Origin of the sequence: Streptomyces europaeiscabiei (assembly GCF_036346855.1) — a bacterium.
Classification (GTDB): Bacteria; Actinomycetota; Actinomycetes; order Streptomycetales; family Streptomycetaceae; genus Streptomyces; species Streptomyces europaeiscabiei.
Genome location: NZ_CP107841.1, coordinates 10728946 through 10755582 on the forward strand (window position 1 = coordinate 10728946; position 26637 = coordinate 10755582).

Annotated in this window: 23 protein-coding genes; 16 read left to right on the top strand and 7 right to left on the bottom strand. The window is 69.3% G+C overall.

Features of this window, described 5'->3' with window-relative positions; translation table 11 throughout:
• Positions 1-219: 219 nt before the first annotated feature.
• Entirely contained in the window at positions 220-828 is a 609-nt protein-coding gene (locus OG858_RS46700) for a calcium-binding protein (protein WP_086750858.1), read from the bottom strand.
• A 71-nt stretch (positions 829-899) separates the two neighbouring features.
• Between OG858_RS46700 and OG858_RS48600 the strand changes: the two genes are divergently transcribed.
• Positions 900-1469, top strand: a complete 570-nt coding sequence (locus OG858_RS48600; protein ID WP_328543736.1) for a Tn3 family transposase — start codon at positions 900-902, stop codon at positions 1467-1469.
• 136 nt (positions 1470-1605) lie between these two features.
• Here the strand turns inward: OG858_RS48600 and OG858_RS46710 are convergent, their stop codons facing one another.
• Positions 1606-2205 (bottom strand): TetR/AcrR family transcriptional regulator, encoded by a 600-nt coding sequence (locus tag OG858_RS46710; protein WP_328543735.1) that lies wholly within the window; start codon positions 2203-2205, stop codon positions 1606-1608.
• A gap of 116 nt (positions 2206-2321) precedes the next feature.
• Between OG858_RS46710 and OG858_RS46715 the strand changes: the two genes are divergently transcribed.
• The 7 genes from OG858_RS46715 (at position 2322) to OG858_RS46745 (ending at position 10914) form a co-directional block, all read left to right on the top strand.
• Positions 2322-3143, top strand: a complete 822-nt coding sequence (locus tag OG858_RS46715) for an SDR family NAD(P)-dependent oxidoreductase (protein WP_086750862.1) — start codon at positions 2322-2324, stop codon at positions 3141-3143.
• Between the two features lie 373 nt (positions 3144-3516).
• Positions 3517-3957: a hypothetical protein gene (locus OG858_RS46720; protein ID WP_328543734.1), complete on the top strand. Its 441-nt coding sequence runs from the start codon at positions 3517-3519 to the stop codon at positions 3955-3957.
• Positions 3954-5492: a gamma-glutamyltransferase gene (locus OG858_RS46725; protein WP_328543733.1), complete on the top strand. Its 1539-nt coding sequence runs from the start codon at positions 3954-3956 to the stop codon at positions 5490-5492. The genes OG858_RS46720 and OG858_RS46725 overlap by 4 nt, the downstream gene beginning before the upstream one ends.
• A gap of 625 nt (positions 5493-6117) precedes the next feature.
• Positions 6118-7347 (top strand): ATP-binding protein, encoded by a 1230-nt coding sequence (locus OG858_RS46730; protein ID WP_328543732.1) that lies wholly within the window; start codon positions 6118-6120, stop codon positions 7345-7347.
• A gap of 98 nt (positions 7348-7445) precedes the next feature.
• Entirely contained in the window at positions 7446-9056 is a 1611-nt protein-coding gene (locus OG858_RS46735; protein ID WP_408059463.1) for a Mu transposase C-terminal domain-containing protein, read from the top strand.
• On the top strand, positions 9053-9796 hold the full coding sequence (locus tag OG858_RS46740; protein WP_328543730.1) for an ATP-binding protein: 744 nt from the start codon (positions 9053-9055) through the stop codon (positions 9794-9796). Before OG858_RS46735 ends, OG858_RS46740 begins: the two co-directional genes overlap by 4 nt.
• Positions 9797-9813: 17 nt before the next feature.
• Entirely contained in the window at positions 9814-10914 is a 1101-nt protein-coding gene (locus OG858_RS46745) for a hypothetical protein (protein ID WP_328543729.1), read from the top strand.
• A gap of 20 nt (positions 10915-10934) precedes the next feature.
• Here OG858_RS46745 and tpg (OG858_RS46750) read toward each other — a convergent pair whose 3' ends face one another.
• Positions 10935-11489 (bottom strand): telomere-protecting terminal protein Tpg, encoded by a 555-nt coding sequence (tpg, locus tag OG858_RS46750; RefSeq protein WP_328543728.1) that lies wholly within the window; start codon positions 11487-11489, stop codon positions 10935-10937.
• Positions 11490-11762: 273 nt separating this feature from the next.
• On the opposite strand from tpg (OG858_RS46750), the gene OG858_RS46755 reads away from it, so the two are divergent.
• The 8 genes from OG858_RS46755 (at position 11763) to OG858_RS46790 (ending at position 20958) form a co-directional block, all read left to right on the top strand.
• Positions 11763-12119 carry a hypothetical protein gene (locus OG858_RS46755; RefSeq protein ID WP_328543727.1) on the top strand — a complete coding sequence of 119 codons (357 nt, stop codon included), beginning with the start codon at positions 11763-11765 and terminating at the stop codon, positions 12117-12119.
• A gap of 142 nt (positions 12120-12261) precedes the next feature.
• Positions 12262-14484, top strand: a complete 2223-nt coding sequence (gene tap, locus OG858_RS46760) for a telomere-associated protein Tap (protein WP_328543726.1) — start codon at positions 12262-12264, stop codon at positions 14482-14484.
• Between the two features lie 6 nt (positions 14485-14490).
• Positions 14491-15048, top strand: coding sequence for a telomere-protecting terminal protein Tpg (tpg, locus tag OG858_RS46765; RefSeq protein ID WP_328543725.1), 558 nt, complete (start codon positions 14491-14493; stop codon positions 15046-15048).
• A gap of 446 nt (positions 15049-15494) precedes the next feature.
• Positions 15495-17720, top strand: a complete 2226-nt coding sequence (locus OG858_RS46770) for a hypothetical protein (RefSeq protein WP_328543724.1) — start codon at positions 15495-15497, stop codon at positions 17718-17720.
• Positions 17717-18142, top strand: a complete 426-nt coding sequence (locus OG858_RS46775) for a hypothetical protein (protein ID WP_086701007.1) — start codon at positions 17717-17719, stop codon at positions 18140-18142. The genes OG858_RS46770 and OG858_RS46775 overlap by 4 nt, the downstream gene beginning before the upstream one ends.
• A 247-nt stretch (positions 18143-18389) precedes the next feature.
• On the top strand, positions 18390-19274 hold the full coding sequence (locus OG858_RS46780) for a PIN domain-containing protein (RefSeq protein ID WP_328543723.1): 885 nt from the start codon (positions 18390-18392) through the stop codon (positions 19272-19274).
• A 39-nt stretch (positions 19275-19313) separates the two neighbouring features.
• Positions 19314-20246 (top strand): hypothetical protein, encoded by a 933-nt coding sequence (locus OG858_RS46785; RefSeq protein WP_328543722.1) that lies wholly within the window; start codon positions 19314-19316, stop codon positions 20244-20246.
• 319 nt (positions 20247-20565) lie between these two features.
• Positions 20566-20958 carry an AAA family ATPase gene (locus OG858_RS46790; RefSeq protein WP_328543721.1) on the top strand — a complete coding sequence of 131 codons (393 nt, stop codon included), beginning with the start codon at positions 20566-20568 and terminating at the stop codon, positions 20956-20958.
• A gap of 221 nt (positions 20959-21179) precedes the next feature.
• On the opposite strand, the gene OG858_RS46795 is transcribed toward OG858_RS46790, so the two are convergent.
• The 4 genes from OG858_RS46795 to OG858_RS46810 form a co-directional block, all read right to left on the bottom strand.
• Positions 21180-22151: a DUF4238 domain-containing protein gene (locus tag OG858_RS46795; RefSeq protein WP_328543720.1), complete on the bottom strand. Its 972-nt coding sequence runs from the start codon at positions 22149-22151 to the stop codon at positions 21180-21182.
• A gap of 180 nt (positions 22152-22331) precedes the next feature.
• Positions 22332-22529, bottom strand: a complete 198-nt coding sequence (locus OG858_RS46800) for a hypothetical protein (RefSeq protein ID WP_328543719.1) — start codon at positions 22527-22529, stop codon at positions 22332-22334.
• Positions 22530-22556: 27 nt separating this feature from the next.
• Positions 22557-25478 carry a DEAD/DEAH box helicase gene (locus OG858_RS46805; protein ID WP_328543718.1) on the bottom strand — a complete coding sequence of 974 codons (2922 nt, stop codon included), beginning with the start codon at positions 25476-25478 and terminating at the stop codon, positions 22557-22559.
• Positions 25479-25522: 44 nt separating this feature from the next.
• Positions 25523-25996 carry a hypothetical protein gene (locus OG858_RS46810; RefSeq protein ID WP_328543717.1) on the bottom strand — a complete coding sequence of 158 codons (474 nt, stop codon included), beginning with the start codon at positions 25994-25996 and terminating at the stop codon, positions 25523-25525.
• Between the last annotated feature and the right edge of the window lie 641 nt (positions 25997-26637).

Below are 26637 nucleotides of genomic sequence, written 5' to 3' on the forward strand. Positions count from 1 at the left end.
CGTGACAGCGCCCCAGAAGGCCTTGCTGGAGGAGCCGTACCTGGCTACGGCCGCGACGGCCTGCGTGATCACGCGGGTGGGCAGCACTCCCGATAATGCGTTTACGGACGCGGCGGCCATCCTGTGGCCGACCCGGTGCAAGAGGCGGCGCTCGGTGCAGAACCGAACCGGCAGAGGGCCGGCACCCGATACCAGGTCCCGGCCCTGCGGATGAGCGGCTCAGCTCTCGCAGTCGAACTCCTGGTCGCCCACGTCCCCCGGGCAGATGTCCGTGCCAGTGTCGCCGTTGGAGGAGTCGTTGCCTCCCACACCGTCGATGGCGCCCAGCCGGTCGTTTCCGGCGTTGCCGTCCATGATGTCCCGGCCAGCCCCACCGACGATCTCGTCGTCGCCCGCACCGCCGATCAGGATGTCGTTGCCGTCGCCCCCGACCAGGACAGCGCGTTGCGTGCTGTCGATCGTCTGGAGAGTGTCGCCGCCCGCGTCGCCGTTGAGCGTGGCCCGCAGGCTCGCCCGCAGGATGACCGTGTCATTGCGGTCGCCCGCGCTGAGGAGGATCGTCCGTGTGCCCGCCGGGCAGGACACCGAGTTGGCGCTGAGCTGGGTACAACCCGCCCCCGCGGTGACGGTGTCACCGTTGTCGATGACGGTGATGTTGCTGCCGGACGGGTTGATGATGATCTGGTTCGCCTTGTCGGCCGCGGCGTTGATATTGATGAAGGCCGAGTTCGCGGTCACACCGGTGGCGGCGTGGGCCTGCCCGGCCGACAAAGCCAGCGCCGCGCCCATCGCGCCTGCCATCACCACGGCCTGTAAACCCTTGCGCATCGAGGTTCCCACTGTTCCTCCAGTCAGTACGGTGCCTGCGATCAAGCATCGACGGGGAAGGAGGGCCGCACATGGGGAGAGAACCCCCAGATAGTGTTCGAGACGGATGGGACGAGCCCGTCGGGCCCGGCGCCCTGGGGTCCCGAGAAACGGGGCAACCGTATGCCATTCCCCACCTGCGCAGCACGGACAGTGAGCGGCACCGTACTACCCGGCACCGGCGTACGGGGGCGGGCTGTGAATTGCACCGCGGGCACCGACCCCCCTTGTGTTGTGATCATGCGAGGAAGAATGTGCAAGGCACGCCGATCGGGTCCACGCCTGCTCACCGGCCCGCACCCTTGCCGTCGGCGGCAGACGGAGCAAAGGATCAGGGCATGGAGGACCAGCTCGGCGCGCTCGGCCTGGCCCTGAACGCCGTAGTGCTCTTCAACAGCCTTTACATCGACGCCGCCGTCAAGCAGCTCGCGGCCGACGGCTTCCCCGTCACCGACGACCTCCTCGCCCGGCTCTCCCCACTCCAGTACGACCACATCGACTTCCTCGGCCGGTACGTCTTCACCCGCCCGCCGGCGCCGGGCCTGCGGCCACTGCGCGACCCGCACACGGATGACGGGACGGACGACGCCGAGGACGGATAGCCGCAGGCGTGTGCGATCAAAAGCGGTCCGGTCCCGCAGTCACCACCTACGTCTCCGGGCTGGAACGCTTAATGACGGGTGCTCAGGGGTCAGGAGCCGACCGGGCCGAGCTCTGCGGGTGTGGATTCACTCCTGCTCAGGGGCCGAAAGCTCTGAGGGTCGCGTCGACAAGTGAGTCGGCGTATGCGGCGTTCAGCGGACCGCTGCGGTGCAGCCACCGCTGGAAGAGAGGGGCGTAGAGCACTTCGAGGACCAGGTCGAGGTCGGCGTCGGCGTCGAGCTGGCCGACTTCCTGGGCGCTGCGCAACCGTGCTTTCTTCGCTTCTTCCAGCGGTTGGGCCAGCTTCTCGCGGTACTCGGCCGCCAGCGCGGCATCGCTGGCGATCTCGGTGTTGAGGGCCCGGATCAGCCTGTCGAAGGACGGATCGGCGAACTCCTCCGCCGTGGCACGCATAACGAACTTGAGGTCTGCCTCAAGGTCGCCTGTGTTCGGCAGCGCGACCGACTGCCCGTCCGTATCCTCACTCAAAGCCAGAATGGCGGCAAAGACGACCGCGCTCTTCGACGGCCACCGCCGATAGATTGTCTGCTTGCCGACGCCGGCACGGGCAGCGATGGCTTCGACAGTGACCTTCTCGTACGACTCCTCTGCGACCAGCGCGCGGGCCGCCGCGAGGATCGCCTGCCGGGACCGTTCCTTGCGCCGGGAGTGGTCCGGCCCCTTCTTGTTGGACATGCGTCCAGCCTACCTCCGCAATAAAACGAGACGATCCGTATTGTGGTGACTCATGTGATGCCCTAGACTCAAAACGAATCGAGACGAACCGTTTTCTTTACTGATAGTGAGGCGCCGTGACGAATCCAAGAGTCTGGCTCATCACCGGTGCATCCCGCGGCCTGGGCAGGGCTTTCGCCGCGGCCGCCTTGGCGTGCGGCGACCGGGTAGTGGCTGCCGCCCGCAACGTCGGGCCCCTGGAGGAACTGACCGAGAGGTATCCCGGCCACCTGGTCCCGCTTTCGTTGGACGTCGCCGACCGTCAGAGCGTGTTCGACGGGGTGGAGCGGGCGGCAGCTGCGTTCGGCAGACTGGACGTGGTCGTCAACAACGCAGGCGGAATGCTCTACGGCATGGTGGAGGAAGCCACGGAGGAACAGATCCGGGCGCATATGGATGTGAACTTCTTCGGCGCCGTGTGGGTGGCTCAGGCGGTCCTTCCTCACTTGCGCGCCCAAGGCGGGGGACGGCTCCTCCAGGTCACCTCGATGGGTAGCGGCGGCGGCATGGCCACCGTCGGCTTCTACGGCGCAGGCAAGGCCGCGCTGGACTCGGTCAGCGAGGCACTGGCGATGGAGGTCGAAGGGTTCGGCGTCAAGGTCACCATCGTGCAGATGGGCGGCTACAACACCGGCCTGTTCACCGCTGGCACCACGACCACCGAACCCCTGGCGCAGTATCAGTCCCTGCGCACCGAGATGGAGGCGATGTGGGGCGACTCCGTCGCCCCGGAGCCGGACACCGCTGCCCCGGTCATCATGAAGCTGGCCGCACTGCCGGACCCGCCCCGACGGCTGATAGTCGGCAGCCAGTCCTTTGATCACGTCTTGGAGATGGACCAGGCTCAAGCGGATCTGTACCGGTCCTGGGAGCACCTCAGCCGTATCGCCCCTGGCTGAACGGGTCCCGCACCACGACGTGTCCGTCCCCGTCCCGCTGCGCAGTCGCCGGGACGGGCGTGTTCCGAGAAGCACGCCGTACCGGCAGGAACCGCTGGAGTCGACCGCAGGGCAGGCTGCCCCGTCGGTCTGGGAGGTGCGTTCGGCCGCGGAGGATTCGAACGCCCACGTAAAACGCGTCTTGCTGGCCTGACCGGGCGTCACCAAGGCCTCGGCGCTCGGTCCACGCCGACCGACGGGACGTCGCCGAGTTCAACGACAGCCCGGCCCGGCGCCGGGGCGGTCAACGCCCCCTGCCCGCACCCGCCTGAGAGGCTTCCTCAACTGGGCCATGCAGGGCCGCCACTGCCCACGTTCCCTGGACGTCCCCGCGATGAAGATCTCCCGCCGGCCCGCGCTGAGCGAGGACGAACGTCTCGCCGCCCTTGGGTGCCTGCTGACTGATACGGAGATACCGATGCGGCTCCGCGCCGTCGGCGTCATCGTTCTTCTCTACGCGCAACCTCTGAGCCGCGTCGTCCGGCTAACCGCGGACGACGTCGTCCACGACGGCGACGCCGTGCTGCTACGACTCGGCGAGCCGGCGTCGCCCGTTCCCGCGCCGGTCACCGCCCTGCTGCTGGAGCACCTTGCTACCCGCTCAGCCAACGTGACAGCGCTCTTCCGCGGACTCCAACGTCAGGGCGTACAGACAGTCAACGATCACCGCATGCGTCACTCCTTGGCCAAATTCTCCCGGTGCCCGCTCTCCTCACCGACCGTTCGGCCAAAGCTGCGACTGATGTCCGTGCCCCATGTCAGGCTGTCGGCGTGATCATGCAGCCCCCTCACGACGCGGCCGACTTCGCCTTCAGCCCGACCGACGCCCTGGACATACCCGTCGTCGTACGCGACTTCAGCTCGCTGCGGCGGCCCTCCGAACCTCTGTGGAGGGGTGCCACACAGCCGTGGCCGGGGGTGGCCGACATGCCTTCGTACGGGACCTACCTGGCGACCACGACCTGGCGGCAGGTCCTCCTCGCGGCCAAGGGCGTCGGGCGCGACCTGACCCCGTGGCTGCGCCGCACCCCCTGGCTCGCCGTCAACGAGCTCATCTCCCGTATCGCCCCCCTCCAGGCCTACCTCCAGCTCAAGGACGTGCCCGCACCCGCGCCCGCGGCCGGCCGCAGGCTCTTCGTGAACGCCCTCTACCAGTACGGCAGTGAGCGCAGCGCCCACTCGGCCTTCGGCTACCACTTGGGCATGACGATGGCGCACTGGCTCTGCGCCGGGATGGCCGGCCTGGGAAGCACCTGGCATCTCGAAGCCCGAGGTCCGGGCGGCCTGCCCGGCTTCACCGACCCGGCTGCCAAGCTGCCCGACCTGTGGGGCAACCACCACGCCGCCGGCCTGCCCTGGCTGATCGAGGCGAAGGCAGCCCGTGCACTCGGCGCAGGCGTGCTGAAGAACGGGAGAATCCAGCTGGACGGTGGTAGCGCCCTCATGCCCGGCATGGCACACCGGCAGGTCCTCTGCGGCACGTCGCTGCCCGGCAATAAGCCCGGCCAGTGGGAGCAGGACCACCTGTTCCTGGCCCTGCATACGGCCCACCCCCACGGCGGGCCGCAGACCGGCGCCTCCCCGGCCGGCAGTCCGCAAGGCGACGCGGAGGATTACGTCGCCGATGACTCCGAGGCCCTGATGGCCGTCACCCGGCAGCAGCTCCTGACGTACCAGGCCTTGGCCTTCGGGGCCGTGGAGCAGTTGCGCGTCGTCCCGATGCGCCGCGACCGTACGGAGCGCGGGCGTCACCGCACCGGTTCCCTGACACTGCTGGAACACGACGAATCCACCACCGGCCTGCGCCGTCGGCTGCGCGCACAGCAGGTGGACACCAAGGGGAGCCTGGCGTCACACACGGACGCCACCGCGTTCATCGCCGCCCGCATCCCCGGCACCGGCATCCACCTTGGTCTCTCCCGCCGCCTCTACGCGGCGTGTGAGGCCCTGTACCTCCAGCAGACCGACATGCCCGACACCGTGGCCTTCGCCGACGGCCCCCGTCTGAACGACCCCGGCTTCGGTCAGGACCAGGACGACGACGAGGCCCGTGAGCAGTACGCGCGTCGGGCTCGCCAAGCCCACCACGAGCAGGAGCAGCGGTATCGGACGCGCGTTCGTGAGGCGGTGAGCACGGCCTTCCGGCTGGCTGAGGAACACCCGGAGGACAGCTGGCTCACGGGCCCACTTCTTCCCGTACGCGTGGACGACCCCGACAAGCCCCTGCTCCTCGAAGCCGCCACGGCAGAGAGTTACCTGGCCCTCGAGCCGACCGACCCCGTCCTCTCCACGGCGGGCCGCACCGCCTGAGCTTGTTCATCGTCGACCATGATCTGTCAGGCCTGCCGATGGCCTCTGGGGGCTTGGGGCGTTTGCCGGTCTGGCCGACGTCGTAGCGGGTGGCGGCCGTTGGCTTTCCCTCGCGCGCTTCCCGACGACCACAGCACTTGCTGATGCCTGGTCCGGCCGATGACCGCGTCGTAGGTCACCCGGGGTCATCCCCGCGTACGCGAGGGCGCGAAATGTCCACGAGTGGTCTTTCTATGGCCATGACGTGGAAGACATCCGCCTGCTTGAGTTCGAACCGCCAGCCTTTGCCGCCAACTGAACTGCGAGCGTGCCGAGCTCGTACCGGTCCTCCAGGAGGAACTGCACCGTGCGCCCGTTTCGGGAGGGCGAGGCCGTGCGGCGGACCTGGGTGTAGCTGCGATCTCTCGGGTTGGTGTCGGTGGTGGTGAGAGTCGGTCGTGCTGGTCCAGGGGTGGGTGTTACGGGGCTGGTCAGCGGCTGTTTACGGGTGGGCAGGCCGCTGTCATGAGGTGAGAGATTAATGGGTGGGATCGCTGTCGTGGGGCTTTATCGCATGGCAGCTGATGTTGTCTCAGATTCGAGAGTTCTTATGCGCTGAGGTTGGCCCGGTCGGTGTGATCGTGGGGTGGACCAAGAGGTAAGGGCCGGTCGTGGGCCCGTGCTGCCCCGGGGGTTGGTGGTGCGTCGTCTGCTGGAGCGGCAGCAGGCGGGGGAACTGGCCACGCGGCATGTGCGTGCGGTCGCGGAGACGGTGGGTGTCTCGGAGCGTACGGTGTGGCGCTGGCTGGAGCAGGCCAAGACGACCGGGCAGGTGGAGGCGCCGGTCCGGCAGGGGTATGCGGTGTCGGACGAGGTGTGGGCGCTGCTGGGCGAGGTGGGAGGGAATGTCGCTGAGCTGAGACGCCGGCTGGCCGCGGCTGGCGGGGCGTCGGTTCCGTCGGCGTCGACACTGCACCGGGTGATCCGCAGGGACCGCCGGGCGGGCCGGGCGTTGATGGTCGAGCGGGAGCCCGTGGTGGCCGGGCCACGCAGGCCTGATCCGCTCAGCGAGCTCGGCCTGAACGTCGTGGCAGGCCAAGGCACAGGCGGGCAGGTGATCCTGCGGGAGCAGAAGCATCTGGCGCAGGTTCCGGTCCTGGTGCCGGGCGCGCAGGTGGTGCACACGTCTGCTGTGCGGTCGGTGCTGCGGACGGTCGCGCACGCGGCCGCGGTGGGGGCGGTGGTGTGTTTGTACGGCGACGCCGGCCAGGGCAAGACCGTCGCGCTGCAGTACGCCCTGTCCCAGTTGCCGCACCCGGCCAGGGTCCGTCGGGTCCATGTCGGTGTGCATCCGACGGTGCCGGAACTGCGCCGGGTGCTCGCGGATGCCCTTGAGCTGGGCAGGCGTCTGCCGCGCGGGGCGGGGGAGGCCGACCTGATGCTGGTGAACGCGCTACGGCAGCCGCGCGTGCTGGTGCTGGACGAGGCACAGCGTCTTCCGGGGCCGGCGCTGGAGTTTCTGCGCGGGCTGTGGGACCACCCGGACACGGACACGGCACTCGTGCTGGCGGGCGCGGGCAGCGAACGGGCGCTGCGCCGGGTGCCCGCGCTGGCCTCTCGGGTGCTGACCTGGGAGTTGGTGCCTCGTCTTCGCCCGGACGAGGTGGCCACCGTGATGGCGGCCTTCCACCCGCTGTGGGAGGACGTGAGCGAGGACGATGTCGCGTGGGTGGACGAGCATGTGGGCCACGGCAATTTCCGGACCTGGGCGAAGCTCACCTCGCACCTGACCGCCGAGGTCTACGGCAAGAGCCGTGCGGTAGTGGACCGCCGGATGCTGGAGCGGGCCTGCGCACGGCTCATGGGGCCGCTGTGACCGGCGCCTCCGGGACGGGAGAGGCTGGCAGCCACGAGGACGGGCACGCGCGGGGAGGTCTGCCTTCTTCCTCCCTGTCGGCGCTGCGCGGCCCTGCTGTGCGCCGGCTGCTCGCCCTGCGACAGGACCAGAAACTGACGTCCCGCCATGTACGGCTGATGGCGGAGTCGTTGGAGGTGACCGAGCGCACGGTGTGGCGGTGGCTTGCCGCTGCCGAGCGTGACGAGTCCGCGGCTGCGGAGCCCGGGGCGCGGGCCCAGAGCAAAGACCGCTTCTCCGTCACTCCGGAGGTGCGCCGCCTGTTGGCTTTGTGGAAGGGCAACGTCGCGGCGGTCCATCGTGAGCTGATCGCTCGCGCGGCCAAGGGCGAGGGGGAGCCTCCTCCGTCGATCCCGACGCTGCACCGGGCGATCCAGCGGGATCTGACGCCGGGGGAGCGGGCGGGGCTTGCGGGAGGGGAACGTGCGGCACGCAAGCACGATGTGTTCCTGGCCCGGCCGCGCGGCTGGCGCAACCAGGTGTGGGAGACCGACCACGTCCAAGCGGCGGTGCTGGTCGACGTCGAGGGCAAGGCCCGCAGGCCGTGGATCACCTGGTTCACCGACTGCGCGACGAACGCGATCACCGGTGTCGCGGTCACGCCGGGGGATCCGTCGCGGGAGTCGGTACTGGCCGCGCTGCGCTCCGCGGTCTTGCGCGAGGACCCCTACGGCCCGATCGGCGGCCTGCCCGAGAAAGTACGGGTCGACCGCGGTAAGGACTTCCTGTCCCGGACGGTGACCGCAGCGTTTGATCTCCTGGACGTGACGGTGGAGGACCTGCCCGCCTACACCCCCCACCTCAAGGGCACCGTGGAGGGCCTGAACCGTGCGGTGGAGAGTATGTTCCTGGCCGCGCTGCCCGGCTATGCCCGCCAGCCGCGCCCCGGCAAACGGGCTTCCCGCCCGAAGGACGAAGTACTGCTCGGCTTCGAGGACTTCACCGCCCGGCTGCTGGCCTGGACGCTCTGGTGGAACACCGAGCACCGCCCGGCGCCGTTGCGGGGCAAGACTCCGCTCGAGGCGTGGCAGGGGGATCCCACCCCGCTGCGGGACGTGCCCGCGACGGATCTGTGGACGTTCACCCTGGAGGACGCCGGCACCCGCACGCTGACCACCCGCGGCATCCGCTTCAGGAAACGCGACTACGTGGGGCCGTGGATGACCGGCCAGACCGGGATCCAGGTCCGCATCCGCTTCATGCCCCACCACGACCACCGCATCGAGGTGTACCACGCGGCCACTGGCCGCTATCTGGGTCCCGCGGACCTGGCCGACCATGCCACCGAGGAACAGGTCAGCGCCGTACGGCGAGCACGGGCCGCCCGTGCGCGCCGTCTGAAGAAGGACCTGGAGGCTTCCCAGCGCGAGCGCTACGCCGCCGCCATCCAGCCCGAGGCACCTCAGCGGCTCGGCGCGCTGACCACCGCGCAGGCCGAGGCCGAACTCGCCCAGACTGCCGACACCGACCTCGCGCAGCTCGCAATGCCGGACCTCATCCCGCCCGCCGCGCCCCCGGCCGACTGGCGCACCCCTGCTTCCCTGGCCGCGCTGACCACGCCGGGCCCGCGCGTCCCGCACCCGCCCGGCCGTGATGGCGCTTCCGCCCCGTACGGCCGCAACGGGCGGGCCGCACGTCCCACCACCGACGAAGACGGAGACGCCTCGTGACCGCGGCCACCTACCAGTACGTCGACCTGCCCGATGCGTCCGTGGTCACCACCCGCGCCCTGCTCACCGCCCGGGAGAACATCTCCGACACGGTCGCCGCCCGCGCCATGATGTGCATCCACGGCGGCGCCGGCTTCGGCAAGACCCTCGCTGTCAACACCTGCCTGCGCGCACTCGAGCCCGGTGAGGACGTCCGCAAGATCACCTTCCGGGCCCGGCCCACCGCTCGCGCGGTGCGCTACGAACTGTTCACCGCGCTCGACTTGGCCGGCGAACCGCCGCGCCACCCCAGCGAGTTCGACCGCCTGCTGAAAACCGCCCTGGCCGAACGCCCCCGCACCTTCCTGGTGGACGAGGCCCAGTGGCTCAACGGGGAGGCGTTCGAGTACTTCCGCTACCTGTGGGACGAACCCTCAACCCAGCTCGCGATCATCTTCGTCGGTGGGGAGGGCTGCCACACCGTGCTGCGCCGCGAACCGATGCTGTCCTCCCGCATCTTCATCTGGCAGCACTTCACCCGTCTCACCCCCGGCGAGGTCCTGGAGGCCATCCCCTTGTTCCATCCGGTGTGGGCCGACGCCGATCCCGACGACATCGCCTTCGCCGACCAGCACGCCGCACACGGCAATTTCCGCGCTTGGGCCCAGTTGACCGCCCACACCCGCACCGCCCTGACCCGCACCGGCCGCTCCCGTGTCGATCAGGAGCTGCTGCGCTGGGCCTTCAGCCGCCTCGCCTGACCACCACGCCGCCTGCCGTGTCGCCGACACCCGTTGCCGTGGTCATCGACCCGGGCGACGACGCGGTCCACACGCACACCGCCCTGGCCGCCCACCATCCGCCGTCCGGCCGGATCACCCTGCACCCCGGCCCGGGCACCACCAGCGAGACCGGCCTCGCCCACGACCTTCTCGCCGCCCTGGGCAAACCGCCCCTGCTCCCGGGGCGTTTCCCCGCCGGCCGTCAGCCCGCCTGGGAAGCCGCCACCGCCTGGATCACGGCCCTGCCCGTCACCCGGCTGACCGTCCTGCGCGCCCACCGCCTCACCGCCCGCCGCACGATGCGCCTCCTGCAGTTGCGCGCCCTCACCGGCATCCGCCTGACGCTGGTCTGCCACCGCCCCCATCTGCCCGCCGCCCTGCACCAGGCGCTGCGGACGGCCGACTACGCCGTCACCACAGACTTCCAGGCAGCCCGCCGCCACTACTACGGCGCGACTGCTCCCGTACCCCCGCCTGCAGAGGAGCCCGCCCGGTCGCCAGACCGGTGGCTCACCCTGTCCGTGCTGGACCGCCTCGTCTCCTACGACAGCCCCATCCCCTGTACCGCCCCGTGCACACCGCCGCCGATCACCTTCCGGCACCGCCCGCCACCCGCACCCCTCACCGGGCAGACAACCCGGGAAGTCACCCGGCGCCTCTCCACCGTGACCGCCCACCCCCGCCTGGCCACCGCCCTCGCCGCCGCGCTCTTCACCGGCGCCTCCTTCCAGCAGCTTGCCACCGCCCGCCCCGGCGACTACGACGACGCCGCGGCTACCCTGGCCCTGCACGACCGCGCTCGCTACACCGACGGCTGCGCCACCCACCGGGTGCCGCCGTGGGCGCGCGTCTTCCTGAAAGCCGCAGTGTGCTTCGCCCGGCTCGCGCCCGGCCAGGACCAGCACCTGCTGGCCGGCCCCCACGACCGCACCCACCTGCTGCTCGTGGCCGAGGCGGCCAGGATGCGCCCGCCCCAGCCGCCCGTCGGTCAGCGCACCGGCCCTGTCGGCCGCATCCAGTGGGACTGGCGCGAACGAAAGGAAGCCCAGTACTACGACGCGATGCTGACACGGCACCAGACCCCGCCCTCGCCCTGAGCCCGAACCTTGGTACACGGTCAGTCGATGGAGAACTCGGCGAACTCCACATCGGTGAAGGCGATCCCCAGACCGTGGGCACGCAGGCCTCCATCACGGAAGTAGGCATGCCCCAAAGCTCGGGCGAGGATCACCATCTGCTGCTGCTCACCCCCGCCGGCGTCCCGGGCGGCGAACAGCTCGCGGGCCACTTCTCCCGACAGGTACTGGGTGATCAGCCGTACCCGCGGATCGTCGGACGATCCTGCCGGAGCGGCGAATCCGAACCGCGCCCTGGTGTGGAGGACAAAGCCGTCGGCCTCGGCCCGGGCCCGCTGGCGGGCCCGCACCCGGGGCTGCCACCGTGCCCTGACGGCCTCTTCGATCAACCCCACGTGTACAACGCTGGGGCGGCGGCGCACTGCCGGCCGGGCGGTGACCCATCGCTGTACCGTGCGCTGGGAGATTCCCAGGAGGGCAGCCACGTTCTTCGTGGAGCCCTTCTCCGCCCTGAGCAGGAAACGCACAGCGGCGTCACCAGTGGGCACGGGACGGGTCAGCAGCGCTCGCTCAAGCCCCTTGACGATCTCCTCCATGCCTGCCCCCGAGCCGCTCTGCCCGCCGCACAGCGGGCGTCTGCGCCCTCAGGTCTTTCACACCCGCGCGCTGTCTCTGGCTAGTTCCGGCGTACGTGAGACATCCCTGCGGGTCCTCGACTAGAGGACCTGCTCCTATCGCACTGAGCCTGAGCTCGTCTCACTGAACCTGATCGCCGCTCCGTAGCTCGCGCGCCCACGCAGCCGGTCGAGCAGCGTCCATCTTTAAGAAAACCTAGCTAACTTCTACTAGGTTTCTATAGTCTTCTCCTCGTGAACTCCTACAGCGAGGACCTCGCCAGCGTCGAGCGTGAACTCCATGAAGCCGAACTCGAGCGTGACCGACTCGGCGCTCATATCGAGGGGCTCAAGGCCAAGCTGGACGCCTTCAAGAAGCTGAGCGCAGCGGTATCCGAGCCGGGGTCGGCGATCCAAGACCTCACCAAGGCGGATGCCATCGTCAAGATCCTCAGGGTGTCGCCTCAGCCCATGTCTCTCGGTGATATTGCGGACGCTTTGACCGCCGCCGGCAAGCAGGCCAACCGCAACGGCGTCTCTGTCTACATAGACGGTCTGCTTAAGGCTGGCCGCGTCGTCCGCGTTGCACGGAACCAATACCGCGACGCCTGACAGCTTCACTGGGGTGCGCCCATAGTTCGGTGAGATGGGGCACCTGCGACAGCCCGGGCGACGCAACCGTATCTTACGCAGCCCGTACGCATTTGGTACGCGAAATGTGCGCTTCACGCTAGGGTCGGGCAGGAGGTGCTGCATGTCCGAGCTGTTCGACGCGGTCGACGCGCTCATCGCGTCCCGCTCCCCGTTGCCGCCCCCGGCGGAACGCAAGCGGCTGCGCCAGGCGCACGGCCTGACGCTGGATGAGGTGGCCGCCGCACTGCAGGTGCGGCGCGCGACGGTCAGCGGCTGGGAGGCCGGCAAGACCGAGCCACGGCCGCCGGAGCGTGACGCATACGCCCGCATGCTCAAGCAGCTCGCCCAGCTCTACCCCGCCAACGGTCCGGTGCCCCCTGTGGACACGGCGATTCCCAAGACGCCTGCCGTCGCGGCCGCTCCTGCGCCATCGGAAGTTGAGCCGGCCCAAGCCCGCACCGCACCTACAGACCCGGCTGCTGAGCCTGCGAACACCGCACTCCGCCCCGCTGCCCCTGCCGCCGTACCGGGCCCGACGGCCACGACCAGGCCGACGCCGCGCCGTCCGGCCGCGAAGAAGGCCGCCCCCGCAGGCACACCGACGTGCGGCGCCGATCGGCGGTTCGAGAACGGTCCGCTCGCGGTCGTCGACGTTGACGTCGACGGTCAGGTGCTGGCGTACTGCGTCGGCGGCCTGGTCCTGGACGTACCGGCCAAGTCGATCCCGGCCCTGGTGGAGTGGACGCTCCGCGAAGGGCGGCTCGGACAGCCGAAGTTGTCCGGGCCGGGCAAGGACGCCGACCCGCTGATCGTGCTGACCGAGGCCGCGTGCGAGCACTACGGCCTGCCCGTCACGCTGACACAGCAGGAGCGTCTGGCCGGCCGGATCCCGGAGGGCCACAAGGTCATCAAGCAGCTGACGCGTGCCAACTGGCAGCTGACCAAGCGCGGCTTCGGGCCGTGGGCGAGGATCTACCGCCCCGCGCAGGGTTCGGAGCGATCCTGCGTGCAGCTGTGCATTCCGTCGTGGGACGCGCTCGACATCCGGCACTGGGCCAACGCGGGGCAGCTGCCGCCGGCGGATCTGGCCCGGCTGCTGGGCACGTATGCGGCCCGGGTGATGACGCCGCGCGGATCGACCGCCGTGACCGGCCTGGAGCTGATGACCGCGCTGCACCCGCCGACCCGCGCATCCGAGCCCGATGCCGACGGCAAGCGGCACTCCGAACACAACCCCGGCTCACTGGGGAAGGGTCCGGTGGACTGCGCGCCGGGCGAGGCCCCCGACGGGCACCCGCTGCTGAAAGACCTTCCGCGCTTCCACCACCGCACCCCGGCGGAGGTCCTGGTGGAGGAGGCGTACGACTGGGCGCGCCCGCTCACCGACGCCGAATGCCTTCGCCCCCATCTGGTGGGCATCGACGTGAACATGGCCTTCGCCGCCGGCGCCAACGGCCTCACGGTCGGCCTAGGCGCGCCGACGCACGTCAAGAACCCCGTCTTCGACGCGAAACTGCCCGGTTCCTGGCTGGTCGACCTGAGCCACGTCGACCTGTCCCGCGTGAAGCTCGGCAAGGAGTGGACGGACCTGGACGGCGAGCTGCTGCCCAGTCCGTTCACACCGAAAGGCGAGCGCCCGGCAGGACCGGCCTGGTACGCCACGCCGACCGTGGCGTACGCGGTGGAGCTCGGCTACGACGTCGCGCCGGTCGAGGCGTACGTCCGTCACGACAACGGCCGCTACCTGGACGGCTGGTACAACCGGCTGCGTGACGCCTACCTCGCCACGATGGCCGACCTCGGCGTGCACGCGGACATGCCGCCAGCCGACTTCCTCGCGGCGATGGACGGCTACCGGCAGCGTGACCCTCAGCTGGCGATCGTGGTGTCCGCGATCAAGGCGACCGTGAAGGGCGGCATCGGCAAGCTGCGCGAGCGCCCGCGCGGGGAGGGCTGGAAGCCCGGGCAGCCGTGGCGGGCCCTTGCCCGGCCCACCTGGCGCCCGGACATCCGCGCCGCCGTCATCTCCCGCACGCGGATCAACATGCACCGCAAGATCGTCAAGCACGCCGCCTTCACCGGGCAGTACCCGGTCGCGGTCCTCTCGGACTGCGCCGTCTACGCCTCCGACGGGCCCTCCCCGCTGGACTTCCTGCCCTACCGGGACGGCAAGCCGCTGCCGGGCGGCTTCAAGCTCGGCGTGAACCCCGGGCTGGTGAAGCACGAGGGCACCCAGAGCGTGCTGTGGGGCGAGGGGGTGCGCGAGCAGTTCAACGCTCCGGAGCTCAACCTCGCCCGGTACATCAAGGACGGCACCGTTACCGTTCAGGACACCGGGGAGTAGACCGCGATGAGCATGTTCGGGGACGGCCTGGACGCCGCGGTGCAGAAGGCGTTCACCCGCCCGGTGCCCAAGAGCGCGCCCGCGCAGATGCGGTACCTGGTCAAACAGCTCAAGGGCACCAAGGCGGTCGCCCAGATGCTGCGGATCTCGCAGCGCACGGTCGAGCGGTACGTGAAGGACCAGATCAAGAAGCCCCGCCCGGACCTCGCAGCCCGCCTGGAGCGGGAGGTGAAGAAGCGGTGGCAGCCGCAGATCCGTGCCCAGGCGCGGCAGAAGGCGGCGACCACCGGCGGCATCGTCATCGACACCCGCGCCCGGATCGGCTACACCGCGCCGATCGGGACGACGGACGAAGACCGGCTGCGGCACCTGACGGTCGCGCTGCCTCCCCAGTACGCCGCCCGCCTCTTCGACGCCCAGGAGCAGGGCGCCACCGACCAGCAGCTCCAGCAGATCGCCGCCGAAGCCCTCAAGGAGGTGTACTTCCAGGACAGCGGCCGCCGCGCAGGCCAGCTGGAGGAGGTCCGCCTCACCGGCATTGAACACCTCGAGTTCGACCTGTAGAGAACGGCCGTGACGAGGCGAGCCCCGGGCCGTCGGCCTGTAGCTCGCTCACGCAGCGGCGACTTGCTGCAGTAGTTACGGCGCCTTCACAAAGCGGCGTCACCGAAAGAGGGCGGCGTTGTCGGTGGGCCCCGGTACTCTGGACGACAGCATTCGGCTCCATGCCGTGAGTCTTCCTGAACCCCCAGTGGCCCATCCGGGTCGGGGGCGTCCGCAATGACCGTCTGGTCACGCGATCCCCGGATCGCGACACGATCTTCGGATCGTGACGACCACCGCGTCGCGGCAGAGGGCCGACGAGCGGACGGGTTCAGCGCTCATATCGCGTATGCGTGCGGCAGCTGAGACTGATGACCCCCGAGAAAGTGCGGGTGTCCGGGCGCCTTCGTGCTCTGCCCGGACCAGCCGGCCCAGGCAGCCGCGTACCCCCATCTCGGGAGGCAGCCATGAATCCTGACATCATCGAGGACTACGAGTCCGACGAGGACCACCCCCAGAGCAATCCGTTCCCGGGCGCCGACAAGGTCACGTGGACGCGCACCTTCTCCGTCGCGCTGCACGAGACCACCGGGCTCCCCCTGGAAATCACCGACGGTCTCGCCCCCTACATCGTCCACCCCAAGGACTACCTCCTCAGGCAGCGCGGCGAAGACGGTGCCGAGTACCGGATCAAGCCCGGAGTGATCAACCGCGACCCGAGCACCGGCCTCGACATCATGGAGGTCACCGTCCATGGGTTCGCCGGCACTCCCGGCGAGTACAACGAGCGCATCCGCCGCTTCTTCCACTCTCCCGCGCGCCACAACCCTGACCCGGCCCGCATGCTTCCGCGTCTGGTCACCGGCCGACACGAGGGCGCGCTGCCGGCGGCATTCCTGACGACCGCGGCCCCGGTGGACAGCCAGACGCTGAGCGGGCTGATCGGCACCATGACCGATGCCCTCGACCAGGCTGATGGGGACCGCGGCTACAAGCTGATCGACGACATGCAGGTCTACGGGCAGAACGAGACCACCCTGCACGCCCTGCTGCTGCGTCAGGTCCGGGAACCGGTCAAGGAACTGGACGGTGGCATCACTGCCCAGGTGCGCCGGGTTCTCGACGCGACCGCCGTCAAGGGCGCGAACCGGAGCCGGGCCCGCCTCGCGCTTCACGGCCTGGTGCCGAAGGACATCATCTTCGGCATCGATCGCGGTCTCCTCGGACTCGACGGTGTCGACGGCGTTCCCGCGAAGGTGGCCGACCCCGCGGTGTGGGTGCCGGCGTTCGCGGAGAGGCTGCGCGTCGCCTTCGACGACGAGCGGCACTCCCTCCATGGCCAGGCGAAGCAGGCCGCCATGGTCGCCACGGTCAGGATGCAGATCATCGTGGGGACCTCCGCCCCGGAGGACTTCCACAACGTCGTCTTCGACCCGAATCGGGCCGACCACCGGCGCCCGCCCCTGGGCTACACCCTGGTCGAGAAGGCGGCCTCCGACCTGCGTGCCGTTCTGCGGGATGCGAAGCAGCGCGGATGGATCAGCGAGGAGGAGCGTGCCTGGCTCGCCGGGGAGGGTCCCGATCCCGAGCACCGTCCCGGCGAAGGCATCGTCACTGCCCGCGACCGGCGCGACCGCGCCCTGTACGCCGTCGTCTTCCCCAAGGACCCCGCCCGGGCCAGGGCCCTGCGCCGGGTGCTGGGCGAGCCGGCCCGCTACGCCACGAGCAAGGACCACGTCTGGCACCGCCTGCGCATGGTCTCCTCGGTGATCGGCGAGGGATACAGCTTCCGCTGGAATCCTCGCGTCCTGGACGGCCTGCTGAGCAGCACCTTCATCAAGTCCCAGGGGCACCTCGCCGAGGAACCCGCGTGGGACAAGGTGATCGGCGCCGTCAGTACGGCCGGTCAGCCGCTCGATCTCGATGCGCTCGACCGCTTCCTGACGACCCGCGGCATCCACTGGCTCGCCGAGTGCAAGATCATCGAGGCGGACCGTGGGTCGATCGGTGCACAGAGCGGCAGCGGGGAGCTCGAGGACGGCGAAACCGTCGCTGACAAGAAGATCCGCCGGAGCACGATCAACGCCCGCAAGGCCATGCTCAGCCAGCCCCGCCGGACGGTCGGGCTGATGAACGAGCTCGCCAGGGCAACGGCCAAGAACACCACGCCCCGGCAGGTGGACCCCGAAGGCCTTCCTATCGAAGACACCAAGGCGGACAAGTCCTGGTTCGATACGGTCTTCCCGAAGGCCCAGACCAAGCGCCCGCCGACGTTCACGCCCCGGGGCAGCAGCACCGATGGGACGACCCCGCAGCCTCCGGACCCCACCCCCCTGGAGATCTTTAACGACACCCGTGGCCGCTTCTACGACGCAGTCACCGGCGATCTGCCCGCGGCCCTGGTCGAGGTGCTCAAGACAGCGCGGTCCCTTCTGTCCGACGCGCAGGGGGCCGGTCAGCGGCCTCTGCACGGAGCCGTGGAGCAGGAAATCGCCGCTCTTCTCCGCGCTCTGTCCGTGGTGCACTCCGACGTGGGCATGCTGAAGTCGGCCATCATCGACATGCAGTACGGCAACCCGACCATCGAGGAGTCCGCGTCGGAGAAGTTCCTCACGGAGGCCAGCGACTCCGACGAGGACGACGACCTGGCGGAGTTCGAGGAGGAGTTCACGGAGGAGGGTGACGCCCTGTGAGCGGAGCCCTGCCGACCGGCCCGGTCCTGACCGACGGCCGCCTGGGTGCCCTGCCCCGAGCAGCCGGCCGGTACCTCGACGAGGTTCTCTTCCGGCCCGTGCGCTGGGCCGAGCGGTGGCGGTACGAGGAACTGGACATCACCACCGCGATCTACCTGATCTCAGACACGGAGCACCGTCTCCGCTGGCTGGGGCAGGCCAACCGTGCGGACGGCCTGCTCGGACGGCTGGACAGGCACGACAACAATCCGGCGAAACGCAGGGTCTTCGCCCGGATCCGCGTCCTGAGGCTCACCGATCACACGCCGCCGGAGGCCGTGGACGCGATCGAGGGCCGGTGCGCTGACCTCCTGCGGATCCGGGATGTGATGCGGCCGCGGAGGTGGCCGCCTGCCGACGACTGGTTCGTACTCACCTCCTGACGCGTGTGCGGTAAGACGCCCCCAGTGATGCTGTGGGGCGTCTTACCTGGTGCTCGGTGCACACCGACTCCCGGCCGTGGGCGTGATGCAGACGCAGCCGGGAGTTCGGGGCATCCCGACCGTGTGCATCGGCGAGCCCTGTGGTAGCCCGCGACACAGCGGTGGGCTCGTGGGGGAAGTGGTAACGGAGAAGAGGTCCCAGGCGGAACGGGAATGGGTTGTCAGAGGTGTGCGGCATCATCGGCAGATGGCCGCCACACAAGCCCCGCCGACGTACCTGGAACGCCTCCGCTCCGACCTGGACCTGATCGAAGCGGATTTCCTCAAGGCTCTCGCGGACTCGCAGATCCGGAACATCGACCCGAACCGCCCATCCGGCGGCATCTTGTACGTCGGTGCCGCGAAGTGGGGCTGGGTACCCAGTGGCCCCGAGCTCGAGACGCGAAGGATGGAACTGCTGGGGCGCGTACGGGAGTGGGAGCCGTTGTTCCGGCTGCTGTTCCCGCACCCGACCCCGGAGGTCACCAAGCGCCTCGACGGGACCCTCGGCCTGTTGCAGCGCTGGCTTGTACGCCCCCGGGACACCACCGTGCCGGCCAGCATCGACAAGGCCGTCGACAAGGTCAATGCGGCCGCAGCCACGCTCCGGAAGCTGGGCGAGCTCCTGCCGGATGACGCCTGGGCGGTGCGTGTAGCGGTCGACACGAACGTGCTGCTCGATGACCCCGACGTGGCGGTCTACACGCCGCTGCTCGGGAATCGGTACATGGTCCACCTGCTGCCCGTTGTCCTGCGGGAGTTGGACGACCACAAGCTCGCCGGCCGCAACCCCGACATCCGCGACGCGGCGAAGAAGGCCGACCGCCGACTGAAAGGGCTTCGGACCAACGGCGACGTTCTGCGCGGCGTACGAGTGGCCGGCGATGTGCACGCCCTCTTCGAGCACATCGAACCCAAGGGCGACGGACTGCCCAACTGGCTCGACCTCGACGTGCCCGACGACCGCTTCGTGGCCTCCACCCTGCTGCTGCAGTCCCGGCACCCCGGCTCCGCCGTCTACGTGGCCACCAGGGACATCAACCTTCAGACGAAACTCGCCGCCGTCGGACTGCCCTTCATCAAAAAGCCATGAGCACCAGCAAGCCCGTCGTACCGAGCAAGGGAGCACCCTGTGTCCGCCGACTTCTCCACCCTGCACGAACCGCTCGTGGAGTGGGTCTACGACCGCACGAGAACTGATCCGCTGGGCGGAGTGCCGATCACCGAGTTCGGGCAGTCGCATGGCCTCACCGAGAACCAGACCTACCGGCTCCTGCAGTTCTGCAAGGTCCAACGGCTCCTGGGCGACCGTGACACCACCCACGACGGCCCGGAAGCCAACCTGACCCCGCGCGGCCTTGAATGGATGGAGGAGCGCAGGCGCCGGCGCGCCGACCCGGCCGCGCGGGCCGCCGCCGCACGCAAGGGCCTGCTGGTCTGGCTGTGGCATCGCAAACACGACGACATCCTGCTGCCTGCCGTCGCGGACGTGCTGAACGATCCGCTGTCCCTCTTCGAGGGCGAACGCCTCACCGACAGGGACATCGACCGGGCCTCCGCCTACCTGAGCGCCAAGGGCCTGATCAAGGGGGACCGGAACGGGAGCTCGGACGGGCCCGTGCAAGCCGAGATCACCGCCGAAGGAGAAGACTGCGTGGACAACTACCAGGGTGACATCGGCGCGTACGAACGCCGCAACACCAGTGGGAACACCACTTTCCACATCGGGCAGAACACGGGCAACATCGCCGCGAACAGCCGCGACTTCACGCTGAACGCGACCACGAACAGCGGCGTCGACCTCGCCCAGGTCGTCATGGCCGCCCGCGCACTCCGCCAGGCCGTGCCGATTCTGGGGCTGCCCGAAGACGATGCCGCTGAGATCACCCAACTGGCGACGCGCATGGAAGAGGAAGCCACCAGCGTTAGCCCCGATCCAAGCCGTCTCCAGCGGTGGGGTGCCCAGACGCTGGCCGTCCTGTCGCCCGTTGCCAGTGGTGCGCTGGGCAGCGTTCTCGCCGCCTACCTCGGAGTCGTGCTGCCTGGACTGCCGACAGGGGGCTGACGCGCCAGGACGGAGCTCCATCTGTGTCGGATCGCCCGCGCGAGCAGATGTGACTCATCGTGGAGGCGCACAGCCGCTCACGCCCCGAACGTGCCCGGTCAATCTGCGCCGTGATGACGTCCACGCCTCCGCCTTCGCCGACGAACGTGTTGGACTGGTGGCGTCCCGTACGCAACTCCCCGGGGAGGGACCATGGGCGAGGCCGCCACGGCCGTGTCCGACGAAGCGTTCTCCGCACTTGCCGAGAACCTGGGCCACATCCTTTGAGACCCGCGCGCTGCTGTGCGTCATCGCGCCGAAGGACGTCCAGGGTGCGGCCGTGGTGGAGGCTTCCCTCAGCCGCTGCGACGGGGCCGACTCCGTCGTGGTCACGACCGCCGCGCCGGGCAACCTCGCGGCGCTCCTGGACGCGTTCCACGCCGCCCTGCACCTCGGTGTCCGGCCGCGACGGCTGGCCGACGCACAGCGGGCTGTCGAGAACGAACTCGGCCGCCGCTCCTGGCCGGTGGTGGTTGTACGCGATGCCCATCTGCTGCGGACCGAGGCCCTTCAGTACATCTACGGGCTGTGGAGCCTGTTCCAGGACCGTGAACGCCGCATGCCTGTCGTCCTGGTGGGACCCGAGCGGATCCGGTCCGTGCTGCGCCGGCCGTCACTCGCCAGCCTGGAGAGCTGCATCTTCATCTGGCACCGACTCACGCCTCCACCCTGAAGGCGCGAGACCCCGACCCCTGGACTTCTGCGTACGGCGCCACGGCCGTGCAGTGATCAGTTCAACCGGGCGAGGGTGGCAGCCCGTCATCTCCCCGCCCAGCACGTGACCAGCCGACTACGGCCGCACAGAGGCTCAACCGACCGTGCCGACAGGGCGCACAGGAGGCCACTGCGTACGCAGACATCGACCGGCAGCCGCTCGAGTAACAGGTGCCTGATCTATAGCCTCGGTGATCTTGAGGTGGCTTCTTCTCGGACTAGCGCGGCGAGGGAGCTGTTCGGGCGGGTGTACACGTATTCGCGGGCGGCTTTGATCTGCAGCACGTTCATCTTGTCGACCGCGGACTTGGCGAGGCGGCCGTAAAGGGGAGTCGGCCTCAGAGCCAGCATGTGGTGGGGGCCGATAGGGAGGACGGTGATGTGCGAGTCGAGAAGGGCCATGCCGTGGGAGAGGCTGTCGCCTTCCTTGCGTACGGTCAGAGCAGGGTTGTCGCCGATCAGGAATTCACCCTCTTCGGGCTCCAGGATCGCCAGGGCATACTGAGCCATGAGCTGGCGGGCTTGGTCGAAGGAGGCCTCAATGCGCACGCGAAGCAGTGATCCGTCGTGGAACTGGTCAAGCATCGGGCTGAATATCTCGTCGGCGATGGCAGCCAAGTCCTCCGGTCCGGCCGCGGGCCGCCCTGTGTGCTGCAAGTAGGCAGCTTCCAGTTGGCCAGCACGCTCGGTGAGGAGCCACTCCCGTTGCCGCGGCAAGAAGTCGGTGAAAACGCGGTTGAAGGCCTCGCGGTAGTGGTGGGACCGGATGTAGTGCAATGCGATCAGGTCACGCAGAATCCCGGCGGTACGCGGCTCTCCAAGTGCGGTCCCCGCTTTGACCGAGGCGAGGGCGTCGCGTAGCTCTTGCTCGACCAGGTTCCACTTGGTCTCCAGCGACGTGGAAGCCCACGGCACGAAGTTCTCGACCTTTCCGATGCCCCGAGGCGGCCGGGTGTTGAGTCGGCGCTCCGGGTGTTGCAGATCGTAGGGTTGCACGTGCTCAACGGTGGTGTGCTTCACGGCGGCGGCCCATTCACGCAACAGCACCTTCGAAACGACGTGCTGGCCCGTCACGTTCTCGTTCGCCTGGGGAGTGAGTTCGGCGATCCGTTCCGGATCTCTGCTTCCGGGCCCGGTGATTTTGACGTTCACGGGATCTATGGTCGCGAACCGGGAAGGACCGCGCTTGGGTTTTCCGCTGTCCGCCGATCGCTCACGGGCTGGGACGCGTAGGTGCGGCGGCTATCTGCCAGCCGACAGCACGAGACCCCAGGCCTCTCGAAGAGAGGGTCCGGGGTCTGGCGTGGTGGGGCGGGAGCAGGCAGAGCCTTCTCAGTAGTCGTCCCGTTCGGAGGGCGGTCCGTACTGCTCGATGAGGTCGCAGGTGCAGGTGCCGCCCGCGTACAGCATCTTGTCGCACTCGTCATGGTGGTCCCGCTCCAGCAGCGGCTTCGCCGGAACGGGCCGCGAGCTGACTGCGGCGGGCCGGGCCGGGGCAGTCTGGTCGGCAGTGCGGAACTCGATGTCCACGACAGCGGAGGCGATTTCGTCCTTGCGTCACTTCTCGGGGGAGTTGTGGTTCACCAGACCGCCCGCGTAGGCCATGCGCAGCAGTTCGGCTTTGGTGTGCTTGCGCATCAGCTTGTTCTTGCGCGACATCCGCGCCCTGCCCCGCGCCGCCTGGCGCTCTTCCTCCGTCACGGTGTCGCCCTGGTCGTGCTCCTTCTGCGCCTGCGCGTCCGACGGCGTGGGCTGGACGGGACCGTCGTCGACCGATGCCGGGCTGGACGGGGCCGGCACCGCTGCCTTCGCCCAGGGCACGCCCAAGGCGGCGAGGGCGGCCTGCTGTTCGGAGGTGAGCTTGTCCCACCTGGCACGGGTGTTCGAGTTCCATACGCCCAGTTTCACGATCACCGGTTCCGTCTCGCCGTCGACCATGATCTGCTCGCTGTGCCCGCGCGGCGTGGGCTTGTCCGCGCCTTCCCGTTCGACCCACTGCGCGAGGGCCGCCAGCCCTCGCTGGAACGCCTGTTCCGCCTTGCTCGGACCCTTCGCCGTACGCGTGGCCGCCGGGGCGGGAGACGGCGCTTCAAGTGGCTGTACGCCCAGCTGGGACAGCCGCTCCTGCTGCTCGGTGGACAGCTGCGCCCAGGTGCCCGGCTGGGTCTGCCGCTGGAGCCACCGTCCGAGGTCGTCGCCGTCCATGAGTACGCCGGGTGCGATGTCGGGCAGGTGGCCGTCGGCGTCGACGAGGTCGGCGAGGATGCGGTAGTGGCGTTGCCAGTCGAGCGGCCAGGGGCAGTTCCAGTCCGGGTCGACCGCCGCCAGCTGCTTGGCGCGCTCCGCCGCCCGCTCAGCGTCCTTCCCGAGACCGCCCTTCCGCCTGAGATTGGCGACATGCTGCCCGACCGGCACCATCGCTTCGCCCTCGCCCCACATCTGGTCCTGACGCGGAGCAAGGTGCCCGGTGGACCGCCGGTACGACCGCAGCGCGGCGAGCTTGGTCTCCCAGGCTTCCTCGCCCGGCTCCCACACCATCCCGGCCTCGGGAGCGTCCAGGAGCTCCTTGCGCCGCGGTTCCAGTTCCCCGGCCCGTAGTGCCTTTCGCTGGTGGTGCACCCACCTGCCCAGGGGAAAGTCCTTCGTGACGCCCACCGTCGTCTCGGTGTCGTAGGGGACGGCGTAGAGGCCGGTGATGTGGTTCTCCTTCCGCCAGCGGATGAGGGCTTGGTATCCCTCGAGCCACACCAGCGAGTCCGGCCGGTAGACGCGGGTGCGCAGGAAAGTGGCGATCGTGGCCGCGTCGCGGGGAGTGGAGAAGTGGAGCAGGGCGGATTCGGCGGCGGCCTGGGTGTCGTCGTGCTCCTGGTCCTCGCCGTCGCCCTCGCCGTCCGCGCCGACGATCCGGCCCTCCTCATCGCGCTGCACGTGGATCTTGCGGGCGTGCTTGCCCCGGCTGAGGGCGCGGGAGGCGAGCTGCTCGACAAGTCGTTCATCATGACTGCGGAGCCCTTGCAAAACGGCTACAAGGGGGCGAAAACTGGCGCTGGCGACCATGTCGGTGGGGTCCTCGTTCGGCTCCAGGAAGATCGGCACGATGATCCTGGCAATCTTCGTGCTGCCGTCGCGGTTCAACCTCAGCGCGCGGCCGATGTTCTGCACGATCTCCACCTGCGAGCCGCGGGTGTCGGCGAAGCAGATGGCCTCGACTCCCCGTTCGCCGGTGATGTCGACGCCTTCTCCGAGCACGCGAACGCTGGCGAGGAAGGCGCGGTGGACCCGGCGCCCGGTGGCGTCGATGCCGTTGGCGAACTGCCGCAGCACCTCGCGGCGTTCGGCTACGAGGTGGTCGCCGCACAGCCACGCCGACCAGACGCGGTCCGGGGGTACGTGGCGGCTGGCCTCGAGTTCGTAGAACTCCGCGTCGATCGAGGACTTCGGCAGCCGGTCGGCGGCGGCCAGGTCGTCGTCAGAGGTGTCGTTCATGTACAGCTCGGCCGCCGTCTCGGGCAGCTTCTCCGCGAACGCGGCGGCCTCCTCCACCTTCTGGTGGAACGTCATGACGGTCTTGAGGTTCCACTTCGCCGCGTGCTCCAGGAGCGCGGTTTGCAGGAGCGCCAGGCGCCGGCCGCGCCGGGCTTCCTCGGACTCCCCGACGACGGGGGAGGGGTCGCGGATCTCCAGGACGTCGATCTCGAACCCGGCGAGAATCTCGCGATCGATCGCCTCCGAGAGTCCGAGCTCTGCGAGCCACGTGCCGTAGGTGCCGTCCGGGTCGTCGGCCATGGTCGCGATCTCCGCCTCCTGGCCGTCCGCGCCCTTCTGTGGGCGGGCGGCGGCGAGGATGCGCGGCGTGGCGGTCAGGTAGAGCCGGAAGGCGGCGGGGATGCGGGCGTTGTCGTGGATGGCAGCCCAAGGCCGCCCGAGATCACCGGCGGTGCCGTGGGCCTCATCCACGATGGCGAGGTCGAAGCCGGTCATGCGCTGGCCGTACAGGCGGTCTCCGCCTGTCAGAGCGGCCTCCAGCGGCCCGCGAACCTTGCGCTGGCCCTCGGGTGCGTCGATGTCCTCGCGGTCCACGAGCGAGGCGTACGTGGCGAACACGACCACCGGCCCGGACCCGGCCCACAGGGCCAGCTGGATCGGGTTGGTGGTGGTCCGCACGCCCAGCTCCTTCAGCACCGGGTCGTTCTCCAGCGAGCACACCGCGACCATCGGGGCCCGGTGACCGACCAGACTCCACGCCTGGGCGGTCTGCGCGAGCAGGTCCAGGGTGGGCACGGTGACGAGGATCCGGCCGTCCGCGAACGACTCCAGCGCGCACGCTGCGGCCGTGATCGTCTTGCCCGAGCCGGTCGCTGACACGATCGTGCCCCGGGCGCCCTGCGGGGGCACAGATGACCTTGAAGGGAATCCCACCCACCTACGGAAAGCAGACCTCTGGTCAACCTGGTGTTCCCGAAGCTGAATACCCGGCATTTAGCAATCCTCCCCCTGACTCGTTTTCTGACCGTTTCGGGAAATCACCGGGACGGCGTGAAGGGCGGGACTGAAACCGTACCGTCCTCGGTGACCACGACTCGCTCGGCGAGCTGCGCCAGGACCTGGGCAGGCATGAGCCCGGCCCGATCGGCCGCCGCGCGGATCAGCCGGCCGGGTGCGGCAGACAGCCACAGCTCCGCCCGCAGGTCATCCGCCTCCTCCCGCCGCCGCGCCTCGAAGGCGGCCTGGGCAGCGAGAGCGCCGTCGCGCTGCTCCTCGCGCTCCTGAGCCCATTTGGAGCCTGGAGTGTCCCGCTCCGCCTTGTACGCTCCCCAACCGGCCTGAGCCATCAAGTCCCTGACGCGCCGCCACTCCACATGCTTGGCAGCCCACACGGAAGCCAGTCGCTCCGGATCCATCTCGAACTCGGAGAAGGAATCGCCCCGCCTCAACTGCTCCGCTGTCTCGCGCTCGCGGGCAGCAGCCTCCGTGACCTTCTCCGCAACGGCGGCCATGTCGAGACCGTTTGCCTGGCGCCTAACTTGTTCCCGTGCCGCATCCTGAGCGCACCACATACGGTTTCCCTTTCCTTTTTGCCGAGTATCGGATTCCGCCCGTGTGATGGTTGGCGGGTGTCCTGTGTTTCCGCCAACGGTACATGCTGCATCAACCTGATGCAGCCACCACACTGGAACCCACGCGAACGAGCGACCCCCACCCCTCGTAGCCAGCCTGGCCCGCGTCAGCGGGCCCCAGGGTTCTGGAGGCGCAGCCGGAAGAACCGTCAGGCGGGGGAGCGTAGCGGACCCGCCCCGGGAGTCCGCAGGACTCCCCAACTCCCCAACCACACACCCGACTAGCCGCACCTGACATGCCCTCAGCCAGGGGCGCGCACCGCACGCCGTGCCGACCGCGCAGCGGCCGGCCCCACCCGATCCCGGAGCACAGCGAAGGGATCCGCCCACGCATCGCGTGGGCAGCGGGAGCGCAGCGACCGCCCTCCTTGCACATCGCGCAGCGATGTGACCCAACTCGATTGCGCAGCAATTGAGTTGCTGCGATGGGCGCAGCCCATCGCCAGCGCTTCCGCGGAGCGGAAGCGCAACACCCGTGCGCAGCACGGGTGTTCGCTTGCACATCGCGCAGCGATGTGGTA

Coding starts and splice junctions, on each gene's coding strand:
- OG858_RS46700 (WP_086750858.1), bottom strand. CDS start 828: ATGCGCAAGGGTTTACAGGCCGTGGTGATGGCAGGCGCGATGGGCGCG.
- OG858_RS48600 (WP_328543736.1), top strand. CDS start 900: ATGGGGAGAGAACCCCCAGATAGTGTTCGAGACGGATGGGACGAGCCC.
- OG858_RS46710 (WP_328543735.1), bottom strand. CDS start 2,205: ATGTCCAACAAGAAGGGGCCGGACCACTCCCGGCGCAAGGAACGGTCC.
- OG858_RS46720 (WP_328543734.1), top strand. CDS start 3,517: ATGAAGATCTCCCGCCGGCCCGCGCTGAGCGAGGACGAACGTCTCGCC.
- tpg (WP_328543728.1), bottom strand. CDS start 11,489: ATGGAGGAGATCGTCAAGGGGCTTGAGCGAGCGCTGCTGACCCGTCCC.
- tap (WP_328543726.1), top strand. CDS start 12,262: ATGTCCGAGCTGTTCGACGCGGTCGACGCGCTCATCGCGTCCCGCTCC.
- tpg (WP_328543725.1), top strand. CDS start 14,491: ATGAGCATGTTCGGGGACGGCCTGGACGCCGCGGTGCAGAAGGCGTTC.
- OG858_RS46770 (WP_328543724.1), top strand. CDS start 15,495: ATGAATCCTGACATCATCGAGGACTACGAGTCCGACGAGGACCACCCC.
- OG858_RS46780 (WP_328543723.1), top strand. CDS start 18,390: ATGGCCGCCACACAAGCCCCGCCGACGTACCTGGAACGCCTCCGCTCC.
- OG858_RS46805 (WP_328543718.1), bottom strand. CDS start 25,478: ATGCCGGGTATTCAGCTTCGGGAACACCAGGTTGACCAGAGGTCTGCT.
- OG858_RS46810 (WP_328543717.1), bottom strand. CDS start 25,996: ATGGCCGCCGTTGCGGAGAAGGTCACGGAGGCTGCTGCCCGCGAGCGC.